This window comes from Tolypothrix sp. FACHB-123 (assembly GCF_014697075.1).
In the GTDB taxonomy this organism is placed as follows: domain Bacteria; phylum Cyanobacteriota; class Cyanobacteriia; order Cyanobacteriales; family Nostocaceae; genus Aulosira.
The window spans coordinates 99,579-122,087 of sequence record NZ_JACJRE010000022.1; the positions used below are offsets into that span (position 1 = coordinate 99,579).

16 protein-coding genes are annotated in these 22,509 nt (G+C 41.8%); 8 read left to right on the top strand and 8 right to left on the bottom strand.

The window, feature by feature from the left end:
* Positions 1–326: 326 nt before the first annotated feature.
* Both H6G41_RS16425 and H6G41_RS16430 read right to left on the bottom strand, forming a co-directional pair.
* Positions 327–4,190 carry an NB-ARC domain-containing protein gene (locus H6G41_RS16425; RefSeq protein WP_190747251.1) on the bottom strand — a complete coding sequence of 1,288 codons (3,864 nt, stop codon included), beginning with the start codon at positions 4,188–4,190 and terminating at the stop codon, positions 327–329.
* Between the two features lie 233 nt (positions 4,191–4,423).
* A complete protein-coding gene (locus H6G41_RS16430; protein ID WP_190747252.1) occupies positions 4,424–4,831 on the bottom strand; it encodes a universal stress protein in 408 nt (135 codons plus the stop codon).
* A 90-nt stretch (positions 4,832–4,921) separates the two neighbouring features.
* Between H6G41_RS16430 and H6G41_RS16435 the strand changes: the two genes are divergently transcribed.
* The 7 genes from H6G41_RS16435 to proB all read left to right on the top strand — a co-directional run bounded on the left by H6G41_RS16435 (position 4,922) and on the right by proB (position 11,770).
* The gene (locus H6G41_RS16435; protein ID WP_190747253.1) at positions 4,922–6,124 is read left to right on the top strand and encodes a phosphoglycerate kinase; all 1,203 of its coding nucleotides are present in this window, start codon (positions 4,922–4,924) and stop codon (positions 6,122–6,124) included.
* A 346-nt stretch (positions 6,125–6,470) separates the two neighbouring features.
* On the top strand, positions 6,471–6,671 hold the full coding sequence (locus H6G41_RS16440) for a hypothetical protein (RefSeq protein WP_190747273.1): 201 nt from the start codon (positions 6,471–6,473) through the stop codon (positions 6,669–6,671).
* A gap of 208 nt (positions 6,672–6,879) precedes the next feature.
* Positions 6,880–8,136, top strand: a complete 1,257-nt coding sequence (locus H6G41_RS16445) for a GNAT family N-acetyltransferase (protein ID WP_190747254.1) — start codon at positions 6,880–6,882, stop codon at positions 8,134–8,136.
* A 28-nt stretch (positions 8,137–8,164) separates the two neighbouring features.
* Positions 8,165–8,614 (top strand): Holliday junction resolvase RuvX, encoded by a 450-nt coding sequence (gene ruvX, locus H6G41_RS16450; RefSeq protein ID WP_190747255.1) that lies wholly within the window; start codon positions 8,165–8,167, stop codon positions 8,612–8,614.
* Positions 8,615–8,761: 147 nt separating this feature from the next.
* Positions 8,762–9,334, top strand: coding sequence for a DUF3727 domain-containing protein (locus tag H6G41_RS16455; protein ID WP_190747256.1), 573 nt, complete (start codon positions 8,762–8,764; stop codon positions 9,332–9,334).
* A gap of 501 nt (positions 9,335–9,835) precedes the next feature.
* Entirely contained in the window at positions 9,836–10,378 is a 543-nt protein-coding gene (locus H6G41_RS16460; RefSeq protein WP_190747257.1) for a YqeG family HAD IIIA-type phosphatase, read from the top strand.
* Between the two features lie 282 nt (positions 10,379–10,660).
* Complete coding sequence (gene proB / locus H6G41_RS16465; RefSeq protein WP_190747274.1) at positions 10,661–11,770, top strand: glutamate 5-kinase; 1,110 nt, start codon at positions 10,661–10,663, stop codon at positions 11,768–11,770.
* A 322-nt stretch (positions 11,771–12,092) separates the two neighbouring features.
* Here proB and H6G41_RS16470 read toward each other — a convergent pair whose 3' ends face one another.
* The 5 genes from H6G41_RS16470 to H6G41_RS16490 all read right to left on the bottom strand — a co-directional run bounded on the left by H6G41_RS16470 (position 12,093) and on the right by H6G41_RS16490 (position 21,180).
* The gene (locus tag H6G41_RS16470; RefSeq protein WP_190747258.1) at positions 12,093–13,796 is read right to left on the bottom strand and encodes a response regulator; all 1,704 of its coding nucleotides are present in this window, start codon (positions 13,794–13,796) and stop codon (positions 12,093–12,095) included.
* A gap of 58 nt (positions 13,797–13,854) precedes the next feature.
* A complete protein-coding gene (locus H6G41_RS16475) occupies positions 13,855–16,320 on the bottom strand; it encodes a GAF domain-containing protein (RefSeq protein ID WP_190747259.1) in 2,466 nt (821 codons plus the stop codon).
* Positions 16,321–16,889: 569 nt separating this feature from the next.
* Entirely contained in the window at positions 16,890–18,356 is a 1,467-nt protein-coding gene (locus tag H6G41_RS16480; RefSeq protein ID WP_190747260.1) for an ABC transporter substrate-binding protein, read from the bottom strand.
* A 96-nt stretch (positions 18,357–18,452) separates the two neighbouring features.
* The gene (locus H6G41_RS16485; protein WP_190747261.1) at positions 18,453–19,850 is read right to left on the bottom strand and encodes a serine/threonine-protein kinase; all 1,398 of its coding nucleotides are present in this window, start codon (positions 19,848–19,850) and stop codon (positions 18,453–18,455) included.
* Between the two features lie 349 nt (positions 19,851–20,199).
* A complete protein-coding gene (locus H6G41_RS16490; RefSeq protein ID WP_190747262.1) occupies positions 20,200–21,180 on the bottom strand; it encodes an ROK family protein in 981 nt (326 codons plus the stop codon).
* 101 nt (positions 21,181–21,281) lie between these two features.
* Between H6G41_RS16490 and H6G41_RS16495 the strand changes: the two genes are divergently transcribed.
* On the top strand, positions 21,282–21,488 hold the full coding sequence (locus H6G41_RS16495; RefSeq protein WP_190747263.1) for a hypothetical protein: 207 nt from the start codon (positions 21,282–21,284) through the stop codon (positions 21,486–21,488).
* Positions 21,489–21,522: 34 nt separating this feature from the next.
* On the opposite strand, the gene H6G41_RS16500 is transcribed toward H6G41_RS16495, so the two are convergent.
* A complete protein-coding gene (locus H6G41_RS16500) occupies positions 21,523–22,275 on the bottom strand; it encodes a Mut7-C RNAse domain-containing protein (protein WP_190747264.1) in 753 nt (250 codons plus the stop codon).
* Positions 22,276–22,509 lie beyond the last annotated feature (234 nt).

The following is a 22,509-nucleotide window of genomic DNA, read 5'->3' on the forward strand; positions in this document are numbered from 1 at the left end:
GGTCACTTCAAAGCTGTAGTTTAGCAGCGTTTGCACATCTTAGTGAAGAAAAATCTTTGGGCTTGATAATCTAGCTGTTTTTGATATCTGTCAATCTCTGTCCAGTAATAAAAACCACAACTGGTATAGCTTTTAGGCTACCATCCTTTTTAATCCGCTGCAACACATCTGTAATGCAGGGCATTGGGCATGGGGCATTGGTCAACAGCTCAAGGGGCGGGTTTATTTAGATCATTGTTGATCCACGAGGATATCTGTGAACCCGCCCCTACAATAGTCAACAGTTACTTCTTGTCCCCCTGCTCCCTGCCCCCTGCCCCCTGCCCCTAACCCCTAGCCCCTAAACTCAAGAGATTCGACTTCTGGGCTGGTGTCAAACCTGTAATTCCGTAAATATTCATCTCATGATAAATTTGTTCTGCATTGAGACTATTGACGCTGCGCCAAGTTTGTGTATTCCAGAACTTAATCTCGGCATACGCATCGCCAGCAATTAGGGTTGTACCATCAGGACTAAAAGCCAGACACATAACCCAGGTATTATGACCTGTTAAAGTTGCTAGACAATCACCACTCGCTACATCCCAAAGCTTGATTGTCTCGTCACTGCTGCAACTAGCCAACATCTTACCATCAGGACTAAAAGCGATCGCCCAAAGTAAGTCTTGATGTCCACAAAGGACGTGAAGACATTCGCCTGTCTCAATATCCCACAGTCGCGTGATTCCTTCAAAACTGCTACCTGTGGCGAATGTTCGATTATCGGGACTAAAAGCGACACTCCAAACCCAATTATGATTACCTGTAAGAGTTTGATAGCATTGCCGAGTTTCTAAATCCCAAATTCTCACTGTTTGGTCAAAACTTCCAGCCGCCAGCTTTTTACCATCAGGACTAAAAGCAATGGACATCCCCAAGTGTACTGGTAAGGTATCCAGGAGTTGTCCGGTGCTGGTATCCCACAATCTAATGTGATTATCGTAGCAGCTACTAGCTAACAGCCGACCATCGGGACTAAAGGCGACACCTGTCACCATCCCTGTATGCCCATGCAAGATTTTGGTACACTGACCGGTGCTGACATTCCATAACCTAATGGTGCGGTCAGCGCTGGCACTAGCGATGGTGCTACCATCTGGGGTAAAATCCACAGCGAAGATTAAATCGGTGTGTCCAGATAAAATCCGACATTGACCATCAGTTGTCCAGATACGTACAGTGCGGTCTTCACTGCCAGTGGCAATTGTATCAGGGAAAATAGGATGATAAGCGATCGCTTTAATCCAGTTACTTCTCCCCTTAATGACGCGGAAGCATTCACCACTCGCCACATCCCAAAACCGCAAACAAAAATCATCAGCACCGCTAGCTAGTTGAGTTCCTTGGGGGTTAGCGGCGATCGCATTAACTGAGTTATTATGCCCTTGCAAAGTTTTGAGGCATTGTTGAGTAGTAATATCCCACAGGCGAATCGTCCCATCTATACTACAGCTTGCCAGAATATTGCTGTCATCCACAAAGGCGATCGCTAGTATCCCATTTAAATGTCCTGTTAACGCACCTAGACAAACACCGCGTTCAATATCCCAAAGGCGAATGGTTTTGTCTAAGCTACCACTCACCAACAATCCTTGGGAACTAAAAGCTAAAGATTTCAGCCAATCACCATGACCATGTAAGGTTTGAATACATTCACCTGTAGTTAAATCCCAAAGTTTAATACTATGGTCTTCACTTCCACTCACAAGTATTGGATGTTGTGGACTTAATGCCACAGACCAAACTCGGTTACTATGTCCTGTTAATGTTTTAGTACATTCCCCCAGAGATAAATCCCAAATTTTAATACTAAAATCAGCACTACTACTAATTAATGTCTTACCGTCACGGCTAAATCTAACGCAAAGTACCCCACCATCGTGACCTTGAATAGTTTGAATACATTGTCCAGTTTCCACATCCCAAATTTTGATATTCGCATCTTCTCCCGCAGTTACGAAAGTTTTCCCATCAGGATTGAAAGCGACACTCCAAATAAAACCAATATGACCTTGATAGGTAATTAATTGTTGACCGCTCTTCACATCCCAAAGACAAAAATGCCCATCAAAATGTGCCGTAGCTAAAATTTTCCCATCTGGACTAAATGTATTTGATATAACTGTAGATAGGGTTTTGGCAAATACAGAATTTGATAAATCTGCATAGGCAAAGTTCACTTGTTTTAAAGACGTATCTTGAAGATAAGCTTGCCAAATTGTTAGGCAAGAAAAATCATATCCAGTTAAGTCAATTTCTAGATGACATAATAGATTCAGGATATTACCACCTATATATGTTGGTTCTAATTCAGGTGAAAATCTGCCTACATCTTGTTCCCATTTATTGAGAGATTGCTGTTGTAATGTTTGCAAAATCTCTTTCAGTCGATTTTCAATTGCTTGTTTAGTGCGCAGTTGTTGTAATAAACGCTCAATAATTGGTTGGAGAATTAATTTAGTTTGTGCAACCCGGATGTAATCTTTTGATGTGGCTTTAATTAAAGCATGACTGTGAAATAAAGAATAGTTTCCTGATTTTTCTCCGGAAATTTCTGCACATGCTTCTTGAATTAACTGGGCTGTCACATATTCCATCACCACAGGTTGAAGCGTAAAATTAACAGGATTTTCCGCAAATTCAGAATTTCGGTCTTTATGCCCTAATTCTTGATGATCCCTTCTGTTTTCTGCCTCCTGGACACTGAGCGGAGTCGTTCGACGAAGTCGTTCCCGCAGGGTAGTGTGCTTTCTGCCTTTTTCAATCAAACTGCGGCGACTGAGTGAATCTAAAGCCTCTAATAATTTCATAGAAGCTACAGGTAAAACTAAATCAGCCCGTAACTCTACCAAATTTACTGGTTCGCGATTAATTGCTAACCAAAACATCAATTCTTTTTCTAAGACAGAGAGACGATGAAACTGCTGATTAATTAAGTCATAAATACTACCAAAAACTGTAGAACCTTGAGCGAAAAATTCCCCGATATTGCCATCAAATAACTCTTGAATAGTAGTGGCAACAATTTTCAGAGCTAAGGGATTACCTGTATAATGTTGAATTAAATTTTGCCAATCGGTATCTGTACCGCAAAAGAAACTTTTGGTTCTAATTAATTCTAAAGCCGCGATCGCACTTAAGCCTTTGAGTTGCCACGAGCGCACGGGTAAATTTTCCCCTTCCAAAGCCGCAACTTCCTGGGGTTTCTCACGGCTGGTAAGCAACACACAACTTTGATGGGCTGTTTCTCCCAGTTGTTGGAAGAGTTGCCCATAATTTTCATATCCTAGTTGATAGCATCCAGAGCGATCGCCACTAGCAAAAATCGATTCTGCATTATCGAGGATAACTAGACAACGATGCGATCGCAAATGCGCCATAAATTGCGAAACTAAATCTCCCACATTCTCCGATAAATTCACTGGCTGTCCACAAGCAAAAAATTGCAGCAAATTTACCAGTAATTCTGCCAACGGCGGACTATTGCGTAAACTCCGCCATACCACAAACTCAAACTCTGCTTGAATTTGCTGTGCTAGTTTTACCCCCAGGGAAGTCTTACCAATCCCACCCATTCCCAATAGTGCCACCAAGCGAGTGAGATCACTTAAAATCCAATACTCTAACTTGCTAACTTCCTCCGTACGACCAAAAAAAATCGAAACATCAACCGCCTCACCCCAATCGACAAAATTTTGGATTTTGGATTTTGGAGCCACTGCGTTGCGGAGCCAGCGCGTTGCGGGGGTTCCCCCCGTTGTAGCGACTGGCGTCGGGTCTCCCGCGTTGTAGCAAGTGGCGTGATTTTGGATTGACAAGGAAAAATCTGGTAATTCTTTTTCTCCCCCATCTCCCTCATCTCCCTTATCTCCTCCACTTCCCCCAGCTTTGCGATAATCGCTTGGGGTTAACTCCAAACCAAAAGCCCGAAAGAAATATTCTAGAGTTTGCTTATCAACACCCTCAGCCCGTGCCAACACCTTAGAAACCGTAAACGGAGCCAATTGAGTACGATAACTCAACTCTTCGAGCGTAAATCTCGCTCCATCATTTTCCATAACTTCTACTTGATACCTAGCCTCCTGAAGCTTTTGAAATCCCAGGAGACTAAGTACAACACCACGCCTGCGTCTTTGCTTGTGCGATTCCATAGGCTAGGGGATGAGGGATTAGAGGCTAGGGGCTAGGGAGCAGGGAGCAGGGAGCAGGGGGACAAGAAGTAGCGGTTGACTGTTGTACGGGCGGGTTCACAGATATCCTCGTGGATCAACAATGATCTAAATAAACCCGCCCCTACAGACTGTTGACCAATGCCCAATGACGCCAGTTCGCTCAAGTCGGGAAACCCGCCCACGCGACTGGCTCCCCAATGCCCAATGCCCAATTACGGCACAATCAAAACTGGACAAGGTGAAAGATTAATCACGCGGGTAGTGACACTATCTGTTGCACCTTCTTCAGTTAAGCCTAGACCACGACAACCCATAATTATTAAATCTGCCCCGATTTCGTCAGCCACATCACAAATGGTAAAAGCTGGCTTACCTTGCTTTTCGATAACTTCGGCTTTAATTCCTTGTTGCTCAAATAAGGTTTGGGCACTTTCGAGTAATTTCGCAACTACTTCTGGTGACACCATCGGATCGGCAACAGGTGCATCTGCGGGCGGTTCTTCGACCACAGATAGTATTACCAGACGACTACCATACTTTTGAACAACGTTGGTAACCACATCAGCTGCTTCCCTGGCTTCGCGACTTTGATCGATAGGAAATAAAACTGTCTTGAACATATCTCTCACCTCCGTACCCCAGTCTCCGGTAAAATCTTGATGGTTATACTTTCAAAACAATAACAAAAAGGCGATCGGGAGGGTCTGGCTGTGTCCAAAAAAACTTTAGCAAATTTATCTGCGGCAGATGTATCTGGTAAACGTGCCTTAGTACGGGTGGACTTTAACGTGCCTGTTGATGATAGCGGTAACATCACAGACGATACTCGGATTCGGGCAGCTTTGCCAACTATCCAAGACTTAACGCAGAAGGGAGCTAAGGTAATTCTAGCAAGCCATTTTGGTCGTCCTAAGGGTGTGGATGACAAATTGCGTTTGACTCCAGTTGCTAAGCGTCTGTCGGAATTACTGGGACAAGAAGTCATTAAAACTGACGACTCTATCGGTGATGAAGTTGCTGCCAAAGTTGGGGCTTTACAAAACGGCCAAGTGCTGCTTCTAGAAAACGTCCGCTTCTACAAAGAAGAGGAAAAGAATGACCCAGAATTTGCCAAAAAACTGGCAGCTAATGCTGATTTTTATGTCAATGATGCGTTTGGGACTGCACACCGCGCCCATGCTTCTACTGAAGGTGTAACTAAATTCCTCAGCCCTTCTGTGGCTGGATATTTGGTTGAGAAGGAATTGGAATATCTGCAAAATGCGATTGAAAATCCCCAACGTCCTTTGGCAGCGATTATTGGCGGTTCCAAGGTTTCTAGTAAGATTGGCGTCATTGAAACACTACTAGAGAAGTGTGACAAGCTAATCATCGGCGGTGGGATGATTTTCACATTCTACAAAGCCCGTGGTTTGAATGTTGGTAAGTCTCTGGTTGAAGAAGACAAGCTAGAACTAGCGAAATCTTTAGAAGCCAAAGCTAAAGAACGCGGTGTTACCTTACTGTTCCCCACAGATGTGGTAGTAGCAGATAAGTTTGCTCCTGATGCCAATGCTACAACCGTCAGCATCGACAACATCCCCGATGATGGCATGGGTTTAGATATTGGCCCAGACTCAGTTAAAGTATTCCAAGCAGCTCTTGCAGATTGCAAATCAGTAATTTGGAACGGGCCAATGGGTGTATTTGAGTTTGATAAATTTGCTGTAGGTACAGAAGCGATCGCTCATACCTTAGCAGAAATTGGCAAAACAGGCGCAACCACCATCATCGGCGGCGGCGACTCTGTAGCAGCTGTAGAAAAAGTTGGTTTAGCCGATCAAATGAGTCACATCTCCACCGGCGGCGGCGCTAGCTTGGAGTTACTCGAAGGTAAAGTATTACCTGGAATTGCCGCTTTAGATGAAGCTTAATTAATTGGGCATTGGGCATTGGGCATTGGGCATTGGGGAGCCAGTCGCGTGGGCGGGTTTCCCGACTTGAGCGAACTGGCGTCATTGGGCATTGGTCAACAGTCTGTAGGGGCGGGTTTATTTAGATCATTGTTGATCCACGAGGATATCTGTGAACCCGCCCGTACAACAGTCAACCGCTACTTCTTGTCCCCCCGCTCCCTGCTCCTTGTCCCCTAGCCCCTAGCCCCTATTCCAAAGAACCATTACACTTCATTGCAAAATGAAAAGTTAGTCCAGACAACGTGATAGGTTGTGTCTTGTGAAAAAACTTCACCAGACTAATTCAAGGAGAATACCAGTGGCAATGGAATCAAATCTCTTAACAGACACAACTGTAGTCAATGAAGATTTTAGCGAGTATGTAGCCCACCTCCAGCTACACATGACTTTACAAGCTCGCAATCTGGTTCCACCTCTGAAGCAAAATCTTGAAGATAGCCGAGAACAATTACTCCATCAAACCCAAGCCTACTTTGAAAAGTTGGCATCTCGCCAAGGCTTGTAAATTATCGAAATCTTAAATTAAAATTTACCTAAAATTAAAGCAGATATTGTTGATTAATGCTATGAGTGTTATCATCAAATCTGCTTTTTTTGTTGAATTTACGTATTTATTTAATAAGATCACTCTTTTGGATCGCTAGCAAAAGGCGGAAAGCCGCTAATATTATTATTACAGCACTTACTCAGCAAGAGCAGTTAATTAAGGCTTAATGGCGGCTCGAATTAAAATGACTTCATTACTTCCTCGAAATCTCAGCGTTATCATCAGACCAGTCCAATACCGGGATCTGGATGGTATCGAACGCCTAAATCAAGAGTCATTCGCAGCCCAAACCCCTAAAGGAGCAGGCTCTGCCACGCGCCAAATGCAATGGCTGCGACGCTGGTATGGCTTTTTGAAATTTTTAAGTTGGTTTCCTAACCCCTTACAATACCTGTTTTGTTCCTATGTGGCGGAGCAGGGGCGATCGCTCTTAGGGATGATTCAAGTATCGCCGTTTAACCGCACGCGCAGTACTTGGCGGGTTGATCAGGTGATGCTTGACCGAGCTACTGACAAGCAAGTAACTGGTTCCCAGCTTTTACGCCATTGCTTTGAGTCGATTGTCGAGGCGCGCACTTGGGTACTAGAAGTAAATGTCAACGATTTAGAGGCGCTAGCACTATATCGGCAAAATGGATTTCAGCGACTGGCGGAGATGACTTATTGGGAAATCGAACCCCAATTGTTGACTGAATTGGCGCAAGGCGAGCCAGATTTACCCAATTTATTACCAATTAGTAATGCTGATGCTCAATTGCTCTATCAACTAGATACAGCATCTATGCCGCCATTGGTGCGTCAGGTGTTTGATCGCAATACCCGCGACTTCAAAACGAGTTTGTTTGGAGCCTTAAGCGATGCTGTTAAGCAATGGGTGATGAAAACTGAAGTAGTTAGTGGCTACGTATTTGAACCCCAACGCAAAGCAGCAATTGGACATTTTCAGGTGCAACTAGATCGCAAGGGAATTACCCCGCATATCGCCACCCTGACAGTTCACCCCGCCTACACTTGGTTATATCCAGAGTTGCTGTCCCAACTAGCGCGGATTGTCCAAGATTTTCCTCAGCAAGGTTTGCAACTAGCCTCCTCTGATTATCAGCCAGAGCGAGAAGAGTATTTAGAACGCATTGGTGCTAAACGCATAGAACATACTTTGATCATGTCGCGCTCGGTTTGGCATAAACTCCGGGAGTCAAAATTTGTCTCTCTAGAGGGAATTCAGTGGCCGGAAGTGTTGCAAGGCTTGCAACCAGCACGCAAACCGATCCCAGGGGGTATGTCATGGACGCAACAACTCCAAAAGCGATCGCCCGAGCGATCCTTACCCACCAAATCCGAACCTCCAACTTTTGGCAATAAACCCGCGAATATCGAAGCATCTTCGCAGCCAGAATCAGCAGACCCACAGCAACAGCAGTAGAGTGATATCTTAGGAGCAACCACAGCCATTGATTTCAGCATTAGGATTAGATTTAGGGCGCAAGCGCATTGGCGTAGCAGGTTGTGATGGTACCGGCTTAATCGCTACGGGAATCGCTACCATTGAGCGCACATCTTTCGCCCAAGATGTCGAGCAACTCAAACAAATAGTTGAGGATCGCCAAGTGCAGGTGCTAGTAATTGGCTTACCTTATTCAATGGATGGCTCCTTAGGATTTCAAGCCCGTCAAGTGCAAAAGTTAGCAAAAAGGCTGGCGAAAGCTCTCAATTTGCCGATGGAATACATGGATGAGCGATTAACCTCATATCAAGCAGAGCAACTGCTCAAAGCGGAAAATCGCTCCCCATCACGCCACAAAGCCTTAATTGACAGAAAAGCCGCCGCCTTAATTTTGCAACAATGGCTTGATGCTCGGCGCGCTCAATCTCGCAGTTCAGCGGTATCTGTTGAGTATTGATACCTTTTAACATGATATTCTGAAAACTGTTACCCGGCAGTTGTATATAAAACTCAACCTATTTATTGAGATTTATTTCATTAAATAGTTGAGCAAATTCAAATTTCACATTTGCTGGTTTTTATAAAAAAGTTCCACACCTCGGCTATGTTTTCTTCTCCATTTTCCGACGATAACGATAACGATCGCACTGGCTCCATCAGTCTCACGGACGAAAAAGGGCGCATTCTCGATTGTTATATTGAGCATTCCCTGGAAGTAGATGGGCAAGAATATGTTTTACTACTACCTGTCGATTCACCTGTAGAAATTTTTGCTTGGCAAGGTGAAGATGAGGAAGAAGAAGCTGTTCTGGTAGAAGATGATCTGACTATTGACAAGATTTTCCCTACAGCCCAAGCTGTCTTATCCGAGCAGAATTTAATATTAAAAAATACTGCCTACGCTCTCACTGTTTCTGGTGATTTACCTCCTGTAGAAGAATCTGAACTCTTCACCTTAGAAATTGAAGATGATGAAGCAGATTTAGAACCAGAGCAATTACAACTCCTAGCTAGGTTCTACGATGAAGAGCAGGAATACGCAATTTACACCCCTCTCGATCCCCTGCTATTTTTTGCGCGGATAGCTAAAAACGGAGAGCCACACCTTCTTTCTCCAGAGGAATTCCGCAAAGTACAACCATTGTTAGAAGAACATCTTTTTAACGAAGTTGAATAATTGCCAAAAATAATCCAATTCCCGAACTATAAATTGCGAAAAAGAGCAATTTTTTGGCAAAAATTCAGCAATGTATTGTAGCTGGTTAGCAATATTTGATATTCAGCTAAATTCTTTTTGTATAGGAACTACCAAATCAAAGCTATCCACTTCATAAATTTGCTAATCGCATTACTGCTAGGTTTGGGATTATCCCAGCCCTACAGTTTGCGATAATTTATTTTTTATTCCCATTCAAATGAGTTTTATTCGTAGTCAGGACTCAAGTGCTGACTCTGAATTAACCAAACTCATCTAAACTTTGATAATTAACTACTGCTTGGCAAGGCTACCAGGCAAGCTATATTCTAAAAAAACTAAGTAATTGTATTTTGTGAAACGCTATCATAGCACAAGTGTGCTTTGTTATTTATAACAAAATACAAAGTATTTGTTGTCGAAATTTACAAAGTCAAACAATACTCATTCCTTAGTAAATTACCACATCCTTAACTCTGAAATATGGCTTGGAATAACCTTTTGCAGCCTGACTTGATTTTGGCAGGTTCAATTTTAAACCTGACACCAGACATTATCCAACAGTATGGATTGAAAGGATTGGTGCTAGATGTGGATGAAACTTTAGTACCGATGAAAGTTGGAGCAGTTTCGCCAGAATTACGTGAATGGGTAGAACAAATCCGCGCTCATACCATCTTGTGGTTGGTGAGTAATAACCTAAGCGAAATGAGAATTGGGGGAATCGCGCGTTCTTTAAACCTCCCTTATTACCTCGGTGCGGCTAAACCTTCACGACGCAAAATTAGAGCCGCACTCAGAGCCATGAATTTACCAGTCCATCAAGTAGGTATGGTAGGCGATCGCTTATTTACCGATGTCTTAGCAGGTAATCGCTTAGGTATGTTCACCATCCTAGTAGAACCGATGATTCACCCAGATGCAGAATTGTTGCGTTCACACCCCATCAGAAACTTTGAAGTCTGGGTATCCGAAGCCTTGGGAGCCTCCATCAGCCCCAAGTACACAAAAATTCGTAAACATTGATAATAAGTCAGAAAAGTAAATCTAAAAAAATAATTAAGGAATCTTTCGCAATGAAAAAAATCTGAGATTATAAGTATTAATAACATCGGGTCAGCCAAAAAAGACCCAAGCCGATAATAAATAAATTTAAAACCGTAAAGCGTCAGACTTCACTTATAGAAGACCTGGCGCTTTACAATTTTTATAGTCAGTGGTCAGTGGTCAGTGGTTAGTTGTCAGTTGTCAGTTGTCCAATGCCCCATGCCCAATGCCCCATGCCCAATGCCCCATGCCCCATGCCCAATGCCCAAAACCATCGTCGTTAAAATTGGTACTTCTAGCCTGACTCAACCGGAAACAGGACAATTAGCACTGTCTACAATCGCTACCTTGGCGGAAACCCTATCTGATTTAAGACGCCAAGGACATCAGGTGATTTTGGTGTCTTCTGGTGCGGTGGGGGTGGGTTGCGCGCGCTTGGGTTTAACAGAACGCCCAAAAGCGATCGCACTTAAACAAGCAGTAGCAGCCGTTGGACAAGGGCGGTTAATGCGGGTGTATGACGATCTATTTACCACCCTGCAACAGCCCATTGCCCAGGTGTTATTAACCCGTAGCGATTTAGTACAGCGTAGTCGCTATCTCAACATCTACAATACCTTTCGGGAATTGCTGGGATTGGGAGTGATTCCGGTAGTTAATGAGAACGATACGGTGGCGGTGGATGAGCTAAAATTTGGCGATAATGACACTCTTTCGGCATTAGTTGCCAGTTTGGTGGAAGCAGATTGGCTATTTTTGCTGACTGACGTGGATAGATTGTACTCGGCCGATCCCCGTTCCGTACCCGATGCCCAACCCATCGCCTTGGTAAGCAGTATTAAAGAATTAGCCGAATTACAGGTACAAACAGGTGCGCAAGGTTCCCAATGGGGTACTGGGGGAATGGTGACGAAAATTTCCGCCGCCAGAATTGCGATCGCAGCTGGTGTGCGTACTGTGATTACCCAAGGGCGATTTCCCCGCAATATTGAAAAAATCATCGCTGGCGAACCCATCGGTACCCATTTTGAACCTCAACCAGAACCAACCTCAGCCCGTAAACGCTGGATTGCTTACGGTCTTGTACCGATGGGAAAATTATATTTAGATGCAGGAGCGATCGCGGCGATTTCCCAAAGCGGAAAATCATTATTAGCAGCGGGTATTAAAGCCGTAGAAGGAGAATTCGATACTCAAGAAGCCGTGCAACTGTGTGATAGTCAAGGTAACGAAATTGCTAGAGGACTAGTGAATTACAACAGCGAAGAATTGCAAAAAATTCGTGGCTGTCACTCCCGCGAAATTCCCCAAATTTTAGGCTATGGCGGCGCAGAAACCGTAATTCATCGGGATAATTTGGTTTTGACTTAAGATATGGGGCATTGGGCATGGGGCATTGGGGAGCCAGTCGCGTGGGCGGGTTTCCCGACTTGAGCGAACTGGCGTCATTGGGCATTGGGCATGGGAAAGAGAGATATTTATGTTTGCTTGTGAATTTTCCCATGATTAGTTGTTTTGAAATAGGGCGCTTAGATTAGGGCATAGGGTATGGGATAGCAGAGGGGCAAGGAATTTTAGATTTGAGACTTCGTCGTGAGCGCTCAGTCGAACGATTTGCAATTTTGGATTCTAATCTAAAATTTAAAATCCAAAATCCAAAATTGTTTCAATGCCCAATGCCCCATACCCATTACTAACCTTTCTGTTCCACAATCAACTTCAGCGCTGCTAAAAATTCTTGCTCTACATAAGGTTTTGTAAAGTAAGTAGTAGCGCCTAATTGCATGGCTAATAAGCGATGCTTGCTAGTAGTGCAAGTACTGAGCATTACCACTGGGATTGTCGCTAGGAATGGATCTTTGAGACGATAACTCAGAAACTCAAAGCCGTTCATATTCGGCATTTCGATATCACAAATCACTAGTTGAATATGAGAATTTTGCTGCAATTGCGTGATCGCTTCTTGCCCATCTTTTGCTTGTAAAACTTTGTAGCCTACTTTTTGCAAAGCGAAAGATACTATATGTCGCACGCTATTGGAATCATCTACAACCAAAATAGTCGGTTTTTTGCTAACTATTCCTGCATCTGCTACATCCAATAATTTAGCAGATGGGTGAATATTTAAACTATTTTCAATGGTTTGGTTCAACAGAGCAGCTACATCGATAACTTCCAACAAACTATCTTGCCAAGTAGTCAAACCATAAACATAACTGGGAAATTTAACTGACGACGCCAAAGGTTGGATAGCTAATTCTGGTTCTGCAATTAATGACTCAATTTCTGGTTGTAAAGCAAAAATTTGTTGCCCCAATCTAACTATTAATATTGGCTCAGGCTGATGCTCTCCATATTCATCTGCGTTTACAGCTTGGGTGTGAGGATTTGCTGGGAGTAACTTGCCATGAGTTAATAGTTTTGAAAGTTGATAGGTAGGGAGCATTTTGCCCCGCCAATGCAAAAACCACTGTTGTTGAGAATAGACAATTTGGTCGGCTTTGGCAACTAAAATTTCTTCAACACTGTGGGAATTAATTGTAAAAATCTTACCGCAAGTCATCCAAACAAATAATTGAGAAGTTTTTAGTCGGCGCGGTTGTGTCGGATCATAAATGTCTGGGTTGATATTAGTAATTGACTGATAAATTGGTTGTTGTTCGGAAGTAATATCTTGTTTGAATATCCCCTCATAAACTGTACGCCAACCTTCTAAGGCGATGCATCCAATAGTGTGAGCCGCCTTTGGGCTTGCTTGTAGGGTAGTTAGGGTAACTTGAGCGATCGCTACAAATTCGGCAATTTTTAAGCGATCGCCAAAGCCTAAAAATACATTTGCTGCTAATTTGAGCTTTTCTACTAAATTCTCTGTTTCTGTTTGCGCAAGAATTATTTCCAGGTTGTGTATTGCTTGAGTCACCTCTGTGGTGTGAACCAAATAAGATAAATCTCGATCTAAATTGGCGCTTTGAGGTGAATTAGCTAATTGTTGGTGATGATTTCTCGACTCTAAATTAGCAAACACAGATTCTGCTTTTGCTAATAGGTTAACTGCGTCGTCAGTTTTATCTTGAACTTGGGCAATTAAGATTAAACCCAGATATTCATTAGCATCTCTCAGCAAACCTATAATGTTTGCATCTATCATCTGATTTTCCAGCGACAATAACCGAAAAATCTTCTCTAAGCGATAAGTTAGATTGTGGATATCAGTCAAACCAACCTGGATGGCTGCATCTTTAATCAGCTGGGCAACTCTTACCAAAGTTCGCATTTTGGCAGCAGAATAGTTATGTGGCAGATCTAGCAGCCCATTGTGAATTTGCTGGAGAAGCCCTAAAGCTTCGGGAATAAAGTCTCGAGCGATATTATTTTTTATACCAAAGTCAAGAACCATAGCTCTGTTTCTGTAATGAATGAATATGGTACATAGAAGGAAAGAGTAAAAAAATACTCTAAATTTCTTGAGTAAATATTGCTAGATTGCTTAGTGAATCTGCCATTGCTAGGGTTTGTTCGGAAGTTTGATTAGTAATATTCGAGACTTCTAAAATAGAATTTTTGGCACTGGTAGAAGTCTGCGATTGCAGAGCAGCCACTCTGGTGATTTCTGCCACCAGTGTTTTGATTTGCTGAGCGATCGCGATCGCTCGATTCAATTGCTGCTGAGTTGTTTCGACTAAGGTAGTATCGTTTTTAGCCTGTTCGGCGTGGGACTCAATAGCCACAATCATTTCGTGGCTTTCTGTTTGAATTTCGGCTACCAGTGGTTGCACTGAGGCAATATCCGAGTCTAACTGTTGAATTAAAGACAGCACTTTTTGCGCGATCGCTGCAAATTGTTGACCGGCTTCTCCCGCACGGGATGCTTCCAATGCTGTCTGCATAGTTTGCAGTTTCATCTGGGAAACCACATTACTCATCAAAGTGACAATTTCCGCTAGCTTTTGAGCAGGTTGTTCTATCCGGTTGACTTTTTCGGCGGCAGCTACCACTGTTTTTTGGATAGTACAGATACTTTCTAAAATTTGCCCAATTGATTGATTTTCATCCTCTACCCATTGGCTGAGCTGCTGCTGTTGCAGCTCCATTTGTTGAGCAGAAACAATCAATTCTGTCGCTGAATCACCTAATATTTCTAGTTGATTGCAGATGGAACTAACAGATTGCATCTGCTGGGGAACCAGTTCTGTGGACAGAGTTTCCACCACTGCATTGCTAAGTTTCAGCAGTTGGGAGATTTGCAGTTGAATTTGTTCTTGTTTTTGACGCTGCTGCATAGAGTTCCCTTCCGCAGTTTGGTATGCTCGATCTACCTGGTTGAGAAGTCTAGCGTGGTCGAGAGCAAATCCGACTTGCATGGCGACTTGGGTAAACAAATCAATCTCATGTTGTTGCCAATCACGAGAACTAGAACATTGATGGGCAATTAATAAGCCAAGTAGCTGGTCGTCTTTAAGAATTGGTGCGACTAAATTGGCTTTGACAGCAAAAGGTGCAAGTTGGCTAATATGACAATCAGTCAATCCATCTGCATAGATATTACTAATAGCTTGCACTCTACCAGCTTGGTACTTTTCTACATAACCTTCAGCAAAACAGGGGTCTTTGATTTTCGCCCACAAGGCTTTGGGAAAACCGGGTAGTACTGATTCTGCAATCACAGTCCCATACCATTCGGGATCGAAGCCATAAATGACAACTCGGTCAGCACCGATGGCTTTGCGGACTTCTTCAACAGTGGTTTTCAGTACATCCTCTTCATTGAGTGATTTCCGGATGCGGCGAGTAATATCTACAAATACCTGAGTTTGATTGGCTTTTGTATCTACCTGTTCTAATAGCTGAGTGTAGTTAAGAGCAAATCCCACTTGGCTAGAAATCTGGGCGAATAAATCAATCTCGTATTGTTGCCAAAAGCGGGGTTTAGAACATTCATGGGCAATTAATAAGCCAAATAGTTGCCCTTTTTTGAGAATTGGAGCCACTAAATTTGCTTTAACGGCGAATCGTTCTAGCAAGCTAATATGGCATTCAGTGAGTTCAGCTTGATAGATATCATCAATAGCGAGAATGTAACCATCCCGGTATTTTTCACAATGTTCTCTTGCAAAACAAGGATCTTTAACAGTCGCCCACAATGCTTTTGGTAAACCAAATGTTACTGATTCAGCAATAAAAGTACCTTCACCATCGGCATTTAAGTGAAAAATAGTGACGCGATCGCATCTCAAAGCTGTGCGGACTTCTTCAACGGTGGTTTTGAGAACATCTTCTTCCGTCAGGGATTCCTGAATGCGATGGGTAATATTCATCAAAATTTGTACTTGTTCAGCTTCGGCTTCTTGTTTCCACAGCAAATCTGGTAGTTGTTTTTTGATTAAACTGATGTTTTTCTCTAAGGTTAGGAGTTCATTGTTGCTAGTTTCTACCCTGCGATTATTCACATGTTCCGGGAGGAGCCTTTGGACAATGTTGTTAGACAGAGCCGCTGCATTTAAGAGTGGGCGAATAGCACGATTGGCTAAAAATGCGGCGATCGCACCAACCGCTAAACTTGTTACTCCTGTTGTTAGTAACAACAGCGATAGCTGTGTTTGTAGTTCCTGTTTACTGACTGTTAAATCTTGAGTGCTAAGTTGTTGATTATCGGGAATTTGCTCAGTAATTAGCTGATTGCCAATGTAAAAGGTCGCAGTGCCAACTGCTAACATCGGTAGCATACTAATGGCACAAGACCAAACTATTGCTTTGGTTTTTAAACTCCAATTGTGCTTTCCTAGCTGCTGTAGATGAGAAATTTGAATTATTGTTGGTAGTTTAGAACTCTCTAATCGTGATTTCTCTAAATGTTGCTGACTACCCTGTAACTGATTAATTCTTTTGTCACCGACTTGCTTTTCTGGAGAAGACTTGGTCATAAATTATAGTCAGATTGTGCTACAGAATTTATTTCAGAAAAAACATCCTCCGCCACATTCATTTCATCAACTTAGTTGGTAGGTTAGTGCACTAACTATGATTGTGGCTGAGTCAAAGGTAGAGCTGAACAAGCTCAAATTTGTCTTGATAATTACGTATAAGACTTTTACATAAGAGCATATTGACTACAGTAATAGGACTAAGAAGAGTTTTGTTGTCAGGTTACAAATTGCTCTCTCAGCCTGAGCTTGCTGAATTTACACCCTAGATACTTTTTGCTTTTCCTTAGATGTCTGATGCACCCAATTGCTACTTTTATGTATTTAGTATCTTAGTGCTTAATTGAGCAGAAGTATATTCCCAAACCTTAGCAATTATGATACGTACGGTTAGTTGCTGTATCGCCGTATTAAAATATCTAACTGTTTTCATCCCCCAAGAGATATATACTTATTTATCAAAAGTAGTAGATTTTTTGGGTATAAAAAATAGGTGCCCATCTAATTAGACACCTACAAAAAGGTAAGTTATTTCTTGTATCAAAGCCTACAATATAAAAAGTAACATTTTACTGCACCAAGACAAAATCGTAGCCAGTACCAGAAGGACAAGGCCTAGTTGGATCGCAAGGTTCAATTTTGACGAGAAAAACTCCGCCTTCGCGATCGCCTGATTGGGTAAACTGAATTTTACCTGTAGCTCCCATCGCCATAAAATTAGGGCTTGATAATACCTTTTGTAACCCTTGGCGAGTACTATCCTCTTTTAAGCCAGCAATAATTACTTGCATCGCGTCATAAGCTGTAGCTGTGCGCGGACTTACTTCTCCACCCCAAAGTTTAGCCGCTTTCTCAGCAAAGGAATTACCAGGACTCATATTCCTGTTAGCATCCCGATGCCAAGGTACAGCCACCACCATCCCTTTGACATCTCCTTGCCCAAATTTTAAAACTCTGCCACTGTAGAGTTGTTGCGAACCAAATAGCGCTAATCTCCCGCGATTTTCTTTAGCAATATCAATCACTGGGTTAATATTAGTAAATCTGGGAATGAGCAGTACAGCTTCTGCACCATCGCTAGTGGCTTTAGCAATGAAATTACTCGCGCTAAAATTCCCTGCGCCTAAATCGCACTCTGTATCAGTAACTTTTCCGCCAAATCGATTAATTAAATCGTTATATTCTTTGACAATTTCTTGGTTTGGTCTTTCTGTGCTAGATGTTGTTTGATTATTTATCGATGAAGAATCTCGGCAAATTACAATGTTTGTCCGTCGTTGTTTTTTGACAATATATTCTGCTAAAGCTTGATTAAAGATAACCCGATTGGGGCTAATATTAAACACATATTTGCTATCCCCCAACCTCTGTGTGTTATTTGCTCCTGATTGACCTCTAGCACTATTTGGGGAAACTCTCACCAAACTATTTTGTCTATAAAGATCTTCGTTGCGACCAAATCCTACCACTGCTAAAAGACTATTATCTTTTACCAATTGATCGTCTATTTTTGTTAACTGTCCCGAATTATTTAAACTGACAATCTCAACTTGTAATGGTACGCCATTAATCCCACCACTGCTATTTACTTCATCTTGCGCTTGTGCTACTCCCCGCAAAGTCTCTTGTGCTTCATTTAAACTAGTACCAATTGGTGCAATTGCCGCTACTTTTAAAGATTTGGAATTACCTATTTTGGCATTATTCAAATAAATTAATGTTTCTGGATCGTTGCGCTGCTTTTGTAGGGATGCTTGAAATTTGATAATCGCCGTGCCAAAATCACTAGAATTAAAAGCTTTAATTGCAGCTTCTTTTTCCTCTGTTTTATCTGCTGTGACTAAAATTCTTTCACCTCTACTCATCCATTCAGGAGAAGAAGGAACTTTAAATTCAGGTGAAACCATTGAAGGTGTGGAATTGCTACTGATTGGTTTAGAAGTTAATTTGCTGACCAACAATAAAATCCCTGCTACCATCACTCCCGCAATTCCCAGAGAGACGAGTAAGCGAATATTCTCATCCTTTGGTGCCATAGATTACTACCCCTACTAATTAAATAAAATTTATTTAAAAACCTTTGTAAAACTTAAAAATTATTGACATATTAGACACATTATTTATTGACAAAATCAAAAATATCTAGCGATTAACCTATCCACTAGCAGGGATGTCACCATCAGCATAAATGCCAATAAGCCAGCAAGTATGATTAATAAGAATACAACGACCAACCCATTTGTTCCAGATTGCAATAAATTATTTAGGTGCAAACTTTGGAATACTGAAAAAATGAAGGTATTTGTAATGATGGCAATAATCAATAAATAAATTTTTTCAAACCAAGACCGAGATTGAATCGAGATTACCCCCCCTAGGATCAGCAACCATAAACCCCAACTCATCAAATTACTTGGTAAAAAACTCAATAAAATAATAGCTAAAAATGCACCCCCTGTACTAGCAATGACAATACCAGGGAGTAATTGCTTCATCGAAAATTGAGACAGATGAGTATGTTGTTTTGATTTTGGCGGTTGTGGTTGCGGTTGTGGTTGCGGTTGTGGTTGTGGCTGTAAAAATTGCTGTGGCGAAAGTATGGTGTCAGGTAAATTCCAAGGAGCAGCCATCTGTGGATTCAAGTCATCTAAAACTTCCCTCGCTGACTGATAACGTTGTTCGGGGTTTTCTTGCAATAATTTATTGAGAACTCGCTCTAATTCTTCACTCATGGGCTGATGAATTTGGTTGCGCCAACTATTAGTCCAGCCAAAACCTTGTTTTAACCATAGTTGAGATGGCGGAAAATCAGCCAACAGATGAAAACAAGCTATTCCTAAACTGTATAAATCGCTAGCCGGATAAGCTTGTCCAAACTGAATTTGTTCTATTGGTGCATAGCCTAAAGAACCAATAATTGTTCCGGGAGCAGTATTAATTGCTTCAGTTTTTTGTTTAGAAACACCAAAATCAATTAGTACTAACTTTCTATCGCTTTGACGACGAATAATATTTTCTGGCTTAATATCTCGGTGAATTACCTGTAGGTTATGTATTAATTCCAGCAGAGGTAATAAATCATTTAATACTTGGCGAATTTTGCTTTCATTAAATGCTCCCTCCTGCTTTAACTCCTGTAATAAATTTTGACCAACAATTAATTCCTGGACTAAATAAAGGTACTCATTTTCTTTAAAATAGCCATACAATGTGGGAATTTGATCGTGTTTTCCCAATTCTTGCAGGCGCTTTGCTTCTCGCTCAAACAACTCAGTTGCTTTCTTTTGAGCTTCGCTACCACCACCACCATAAAATTGGCCGCGAACTAGCTGTTTCACAACACATGGTTCATTTAGCTTATCTACATCTTCTGCAAGATAAGTACGCGCAAACCCACCTCTACCTATTGGTTGGATAATCCGGTAACGATTTCTTAGTAGGGAGACTAACCCTGTTCCACAAGTAAGGCAAAAGTTAGCACCGTCAGCATTTAGAGGGTTAGGACAGTCGGGGTTGAGGCAGCAGATCATAGAGTTATCGCTGTCATTTTATTAATAATTAAAATATACCTTAAATCTGTTATTTCCTGGGATATGTTTGGGTTTTACTAATAATTTGTATAGAAATGCAGATAGATAAGGGCAGAGAACGCTAAGAGAGTTGTGAATTTTGTGAGTTGTCAGTTGTCAGTTGTTAGTTGTCAGTTGTCAGTTGTCAGTGGTCAGTTTTCAGTTGTAAATATAAATGACTCATGACAAATGCAAGTAAAGAACAATAATTACTGATAATGTTAGGCTGTTGATAACTGGAAATCATAATTAATTTGGTCTCATATATCAGATAATACCTATGAATTTAGTCGGTGTATTTTTTCGCAATTTATTGCTGACTAGAAAATTTTTCTATGTTCATGGAGTTAGTAGATTGAGCAAGAGCAACAGCACCCCACAACGGTGCATCATCACCTAAGGCTGCGGGGAGAATTTCAAACTCAACTTCTGGTAATGCTGTATTTCGCGCTAGTTGACGGACAACTTCCCACCAGCGACTGCCGGCTTTGGTGACGCTCCCACCTAAAATAAATAATTGTGGGTTGACCAAATTGGCTACATTTCCTATACCTACACCTAAAGCCCAAGCAGATTTGTGGACAACTTCTTGAGCTAAATCATCACCAGCGGCGGCGGCTTGGCTGACTAACTGTCCTGTGAGTAATTCTAGATTATCGTTGACCAAATTCCGCAAAATTTTCCCGCTGGTGCGATCGCTTGCTAATAATTCCCTGGCATTTTGCGCCATATAGGGGCCTGAGGCTAAACGTTCCACACATCCCCGTTTTCCACATAAACATACAGGGCCATTGGGATCTACAACTATATGGCCGATTTCCCCAGCCATTCCCCCAAAACCGCGCCAAGGTTGATGATTAAGTATCCAACCACCACCCACACCAGTGCTGATGGTGATGTAAAACAAACTATCATAACCTTGACCTGCGCCAAAATGATGTTCTCCTAAAGCAGCCACATTGGCATCATTATCTACATCAGCGGGAACGCCAAACTCTGCTTCTAACAATTGTTTTAGGGGAATGTTTTCCCAACCAGCAACATGATGGGAAAGTAGCACTGTTCCGGTAGTCGCGTCTACAGGGCCGCCAAAGCTGACACCAATCGCCGTTGGTTTGGTATCTTGCAGCACAGAGTGAATGAGCGATCGCATTATTGCTAAATCCGTGTTAGCATCTGCATTCGCTGGAGATAAGCGGCGTTCATAACTTAACCACTCTCTAGCACCGATATTTACCGTTGCTGCGGCTAATTTAGTTCCACCAAAATCAAGGGCTAATATTAATGACACTTTTTACTCCTACTTAAATCATGCTTGGTTTATTACTTGGGAAAGATGTTTGCAAGCTAGATAAATTCAACACTAGAGAAAAGTCGATAATTGAGTAAATTATGAATTCCGAACAATCGCAACCACTCATCGATTTATCTAGCGCCAAAGAACCTGCTCGTTCTCTGGAAAAAGAAAAAGATAAAGTACCACCAGAATCAGAAAGCCTAATAGAAAGCCCTCTTTCGGATGATTTAACTGAGCAAGAAAACAGTGCAAATCGTGTTGCGGAACGTCAAATTATTGATGCCAATATTCATGCAGGCTAAGAGCATTTCACCCTGCTCGCTCCTAATTCAAGAATTACTTACTTTTTTCTGAGTCAAGTACGCCATCAATAAACTGCTGTAAGCGTTCATAATGTGTTCCTTTCCAATAAATTTGCTCGCATTCTTGACAGCGATGAAATTCATCATTTTGTAATTGCACGCTTTCTGGTAATTGGTCAATGACTAGGGCTTTGGCTATAGGTTGTAATAATCCATTGCAACGCAAACATCTTTGAAAAGGCAATACTATATTAAATAAATCAAAGCGGCGGAGAACTTCTAATATTTGTCGTTGCGGATTAGTACTTCTGACATAATAGCCATAATTGACCAAGCTACGCATTAATAAACCCTTGTCACGAGTTAACAGAATTCTTGCTTGTTCGTAGGAAACTGCTGCTAACTCTTCATCTGCATAGTCATTGCGATATAAAGTATCAAAACCTAAAAGCCTTAATGATGTTGCTAGTTTACCTAAATGAATATCAAGAACAAAGCGAATTATGCTCAGCGATGGCGGACGCACTAAGACGGCTGGTATATTAATATCAGTTACAGAAATGGGATAGACATGAATGCTATCTTCATCCTGAAGAATATAAGAAAAATCTACATAGATATCATTTACTTTTATATAATCAACTTCTGGGTGAGGAACGCCTAAAGACTCAATCGTGTCTTTAATTGAGGCTCTTTCGGTAAAATTATGGATGATTTTCACATGGCGTTTATTGCGTGGGAGAAAATCATTAAGTTCGGCATAAAAGTGAAAGTAAGCAACAGCCATATTTATTTAATTCGTAATTTCAATTTTCCTCGACCTCTGGAAATATGCATTTGGGGTAATTTTGATTGATTTGCTTTTAAATTGGGATTAAAAGCGCAAGGAGCAAAGGTGAGGAACATTTGTCTAGGTTAAGCATCGGTGAGAGGTTAAGGTAATTGCACTTTTGTCAAGAGGGTGCAGGGAAAGGGGACAAATCCATCTTGGAGACTGGCTTTCGGAGATATTTAACCACGC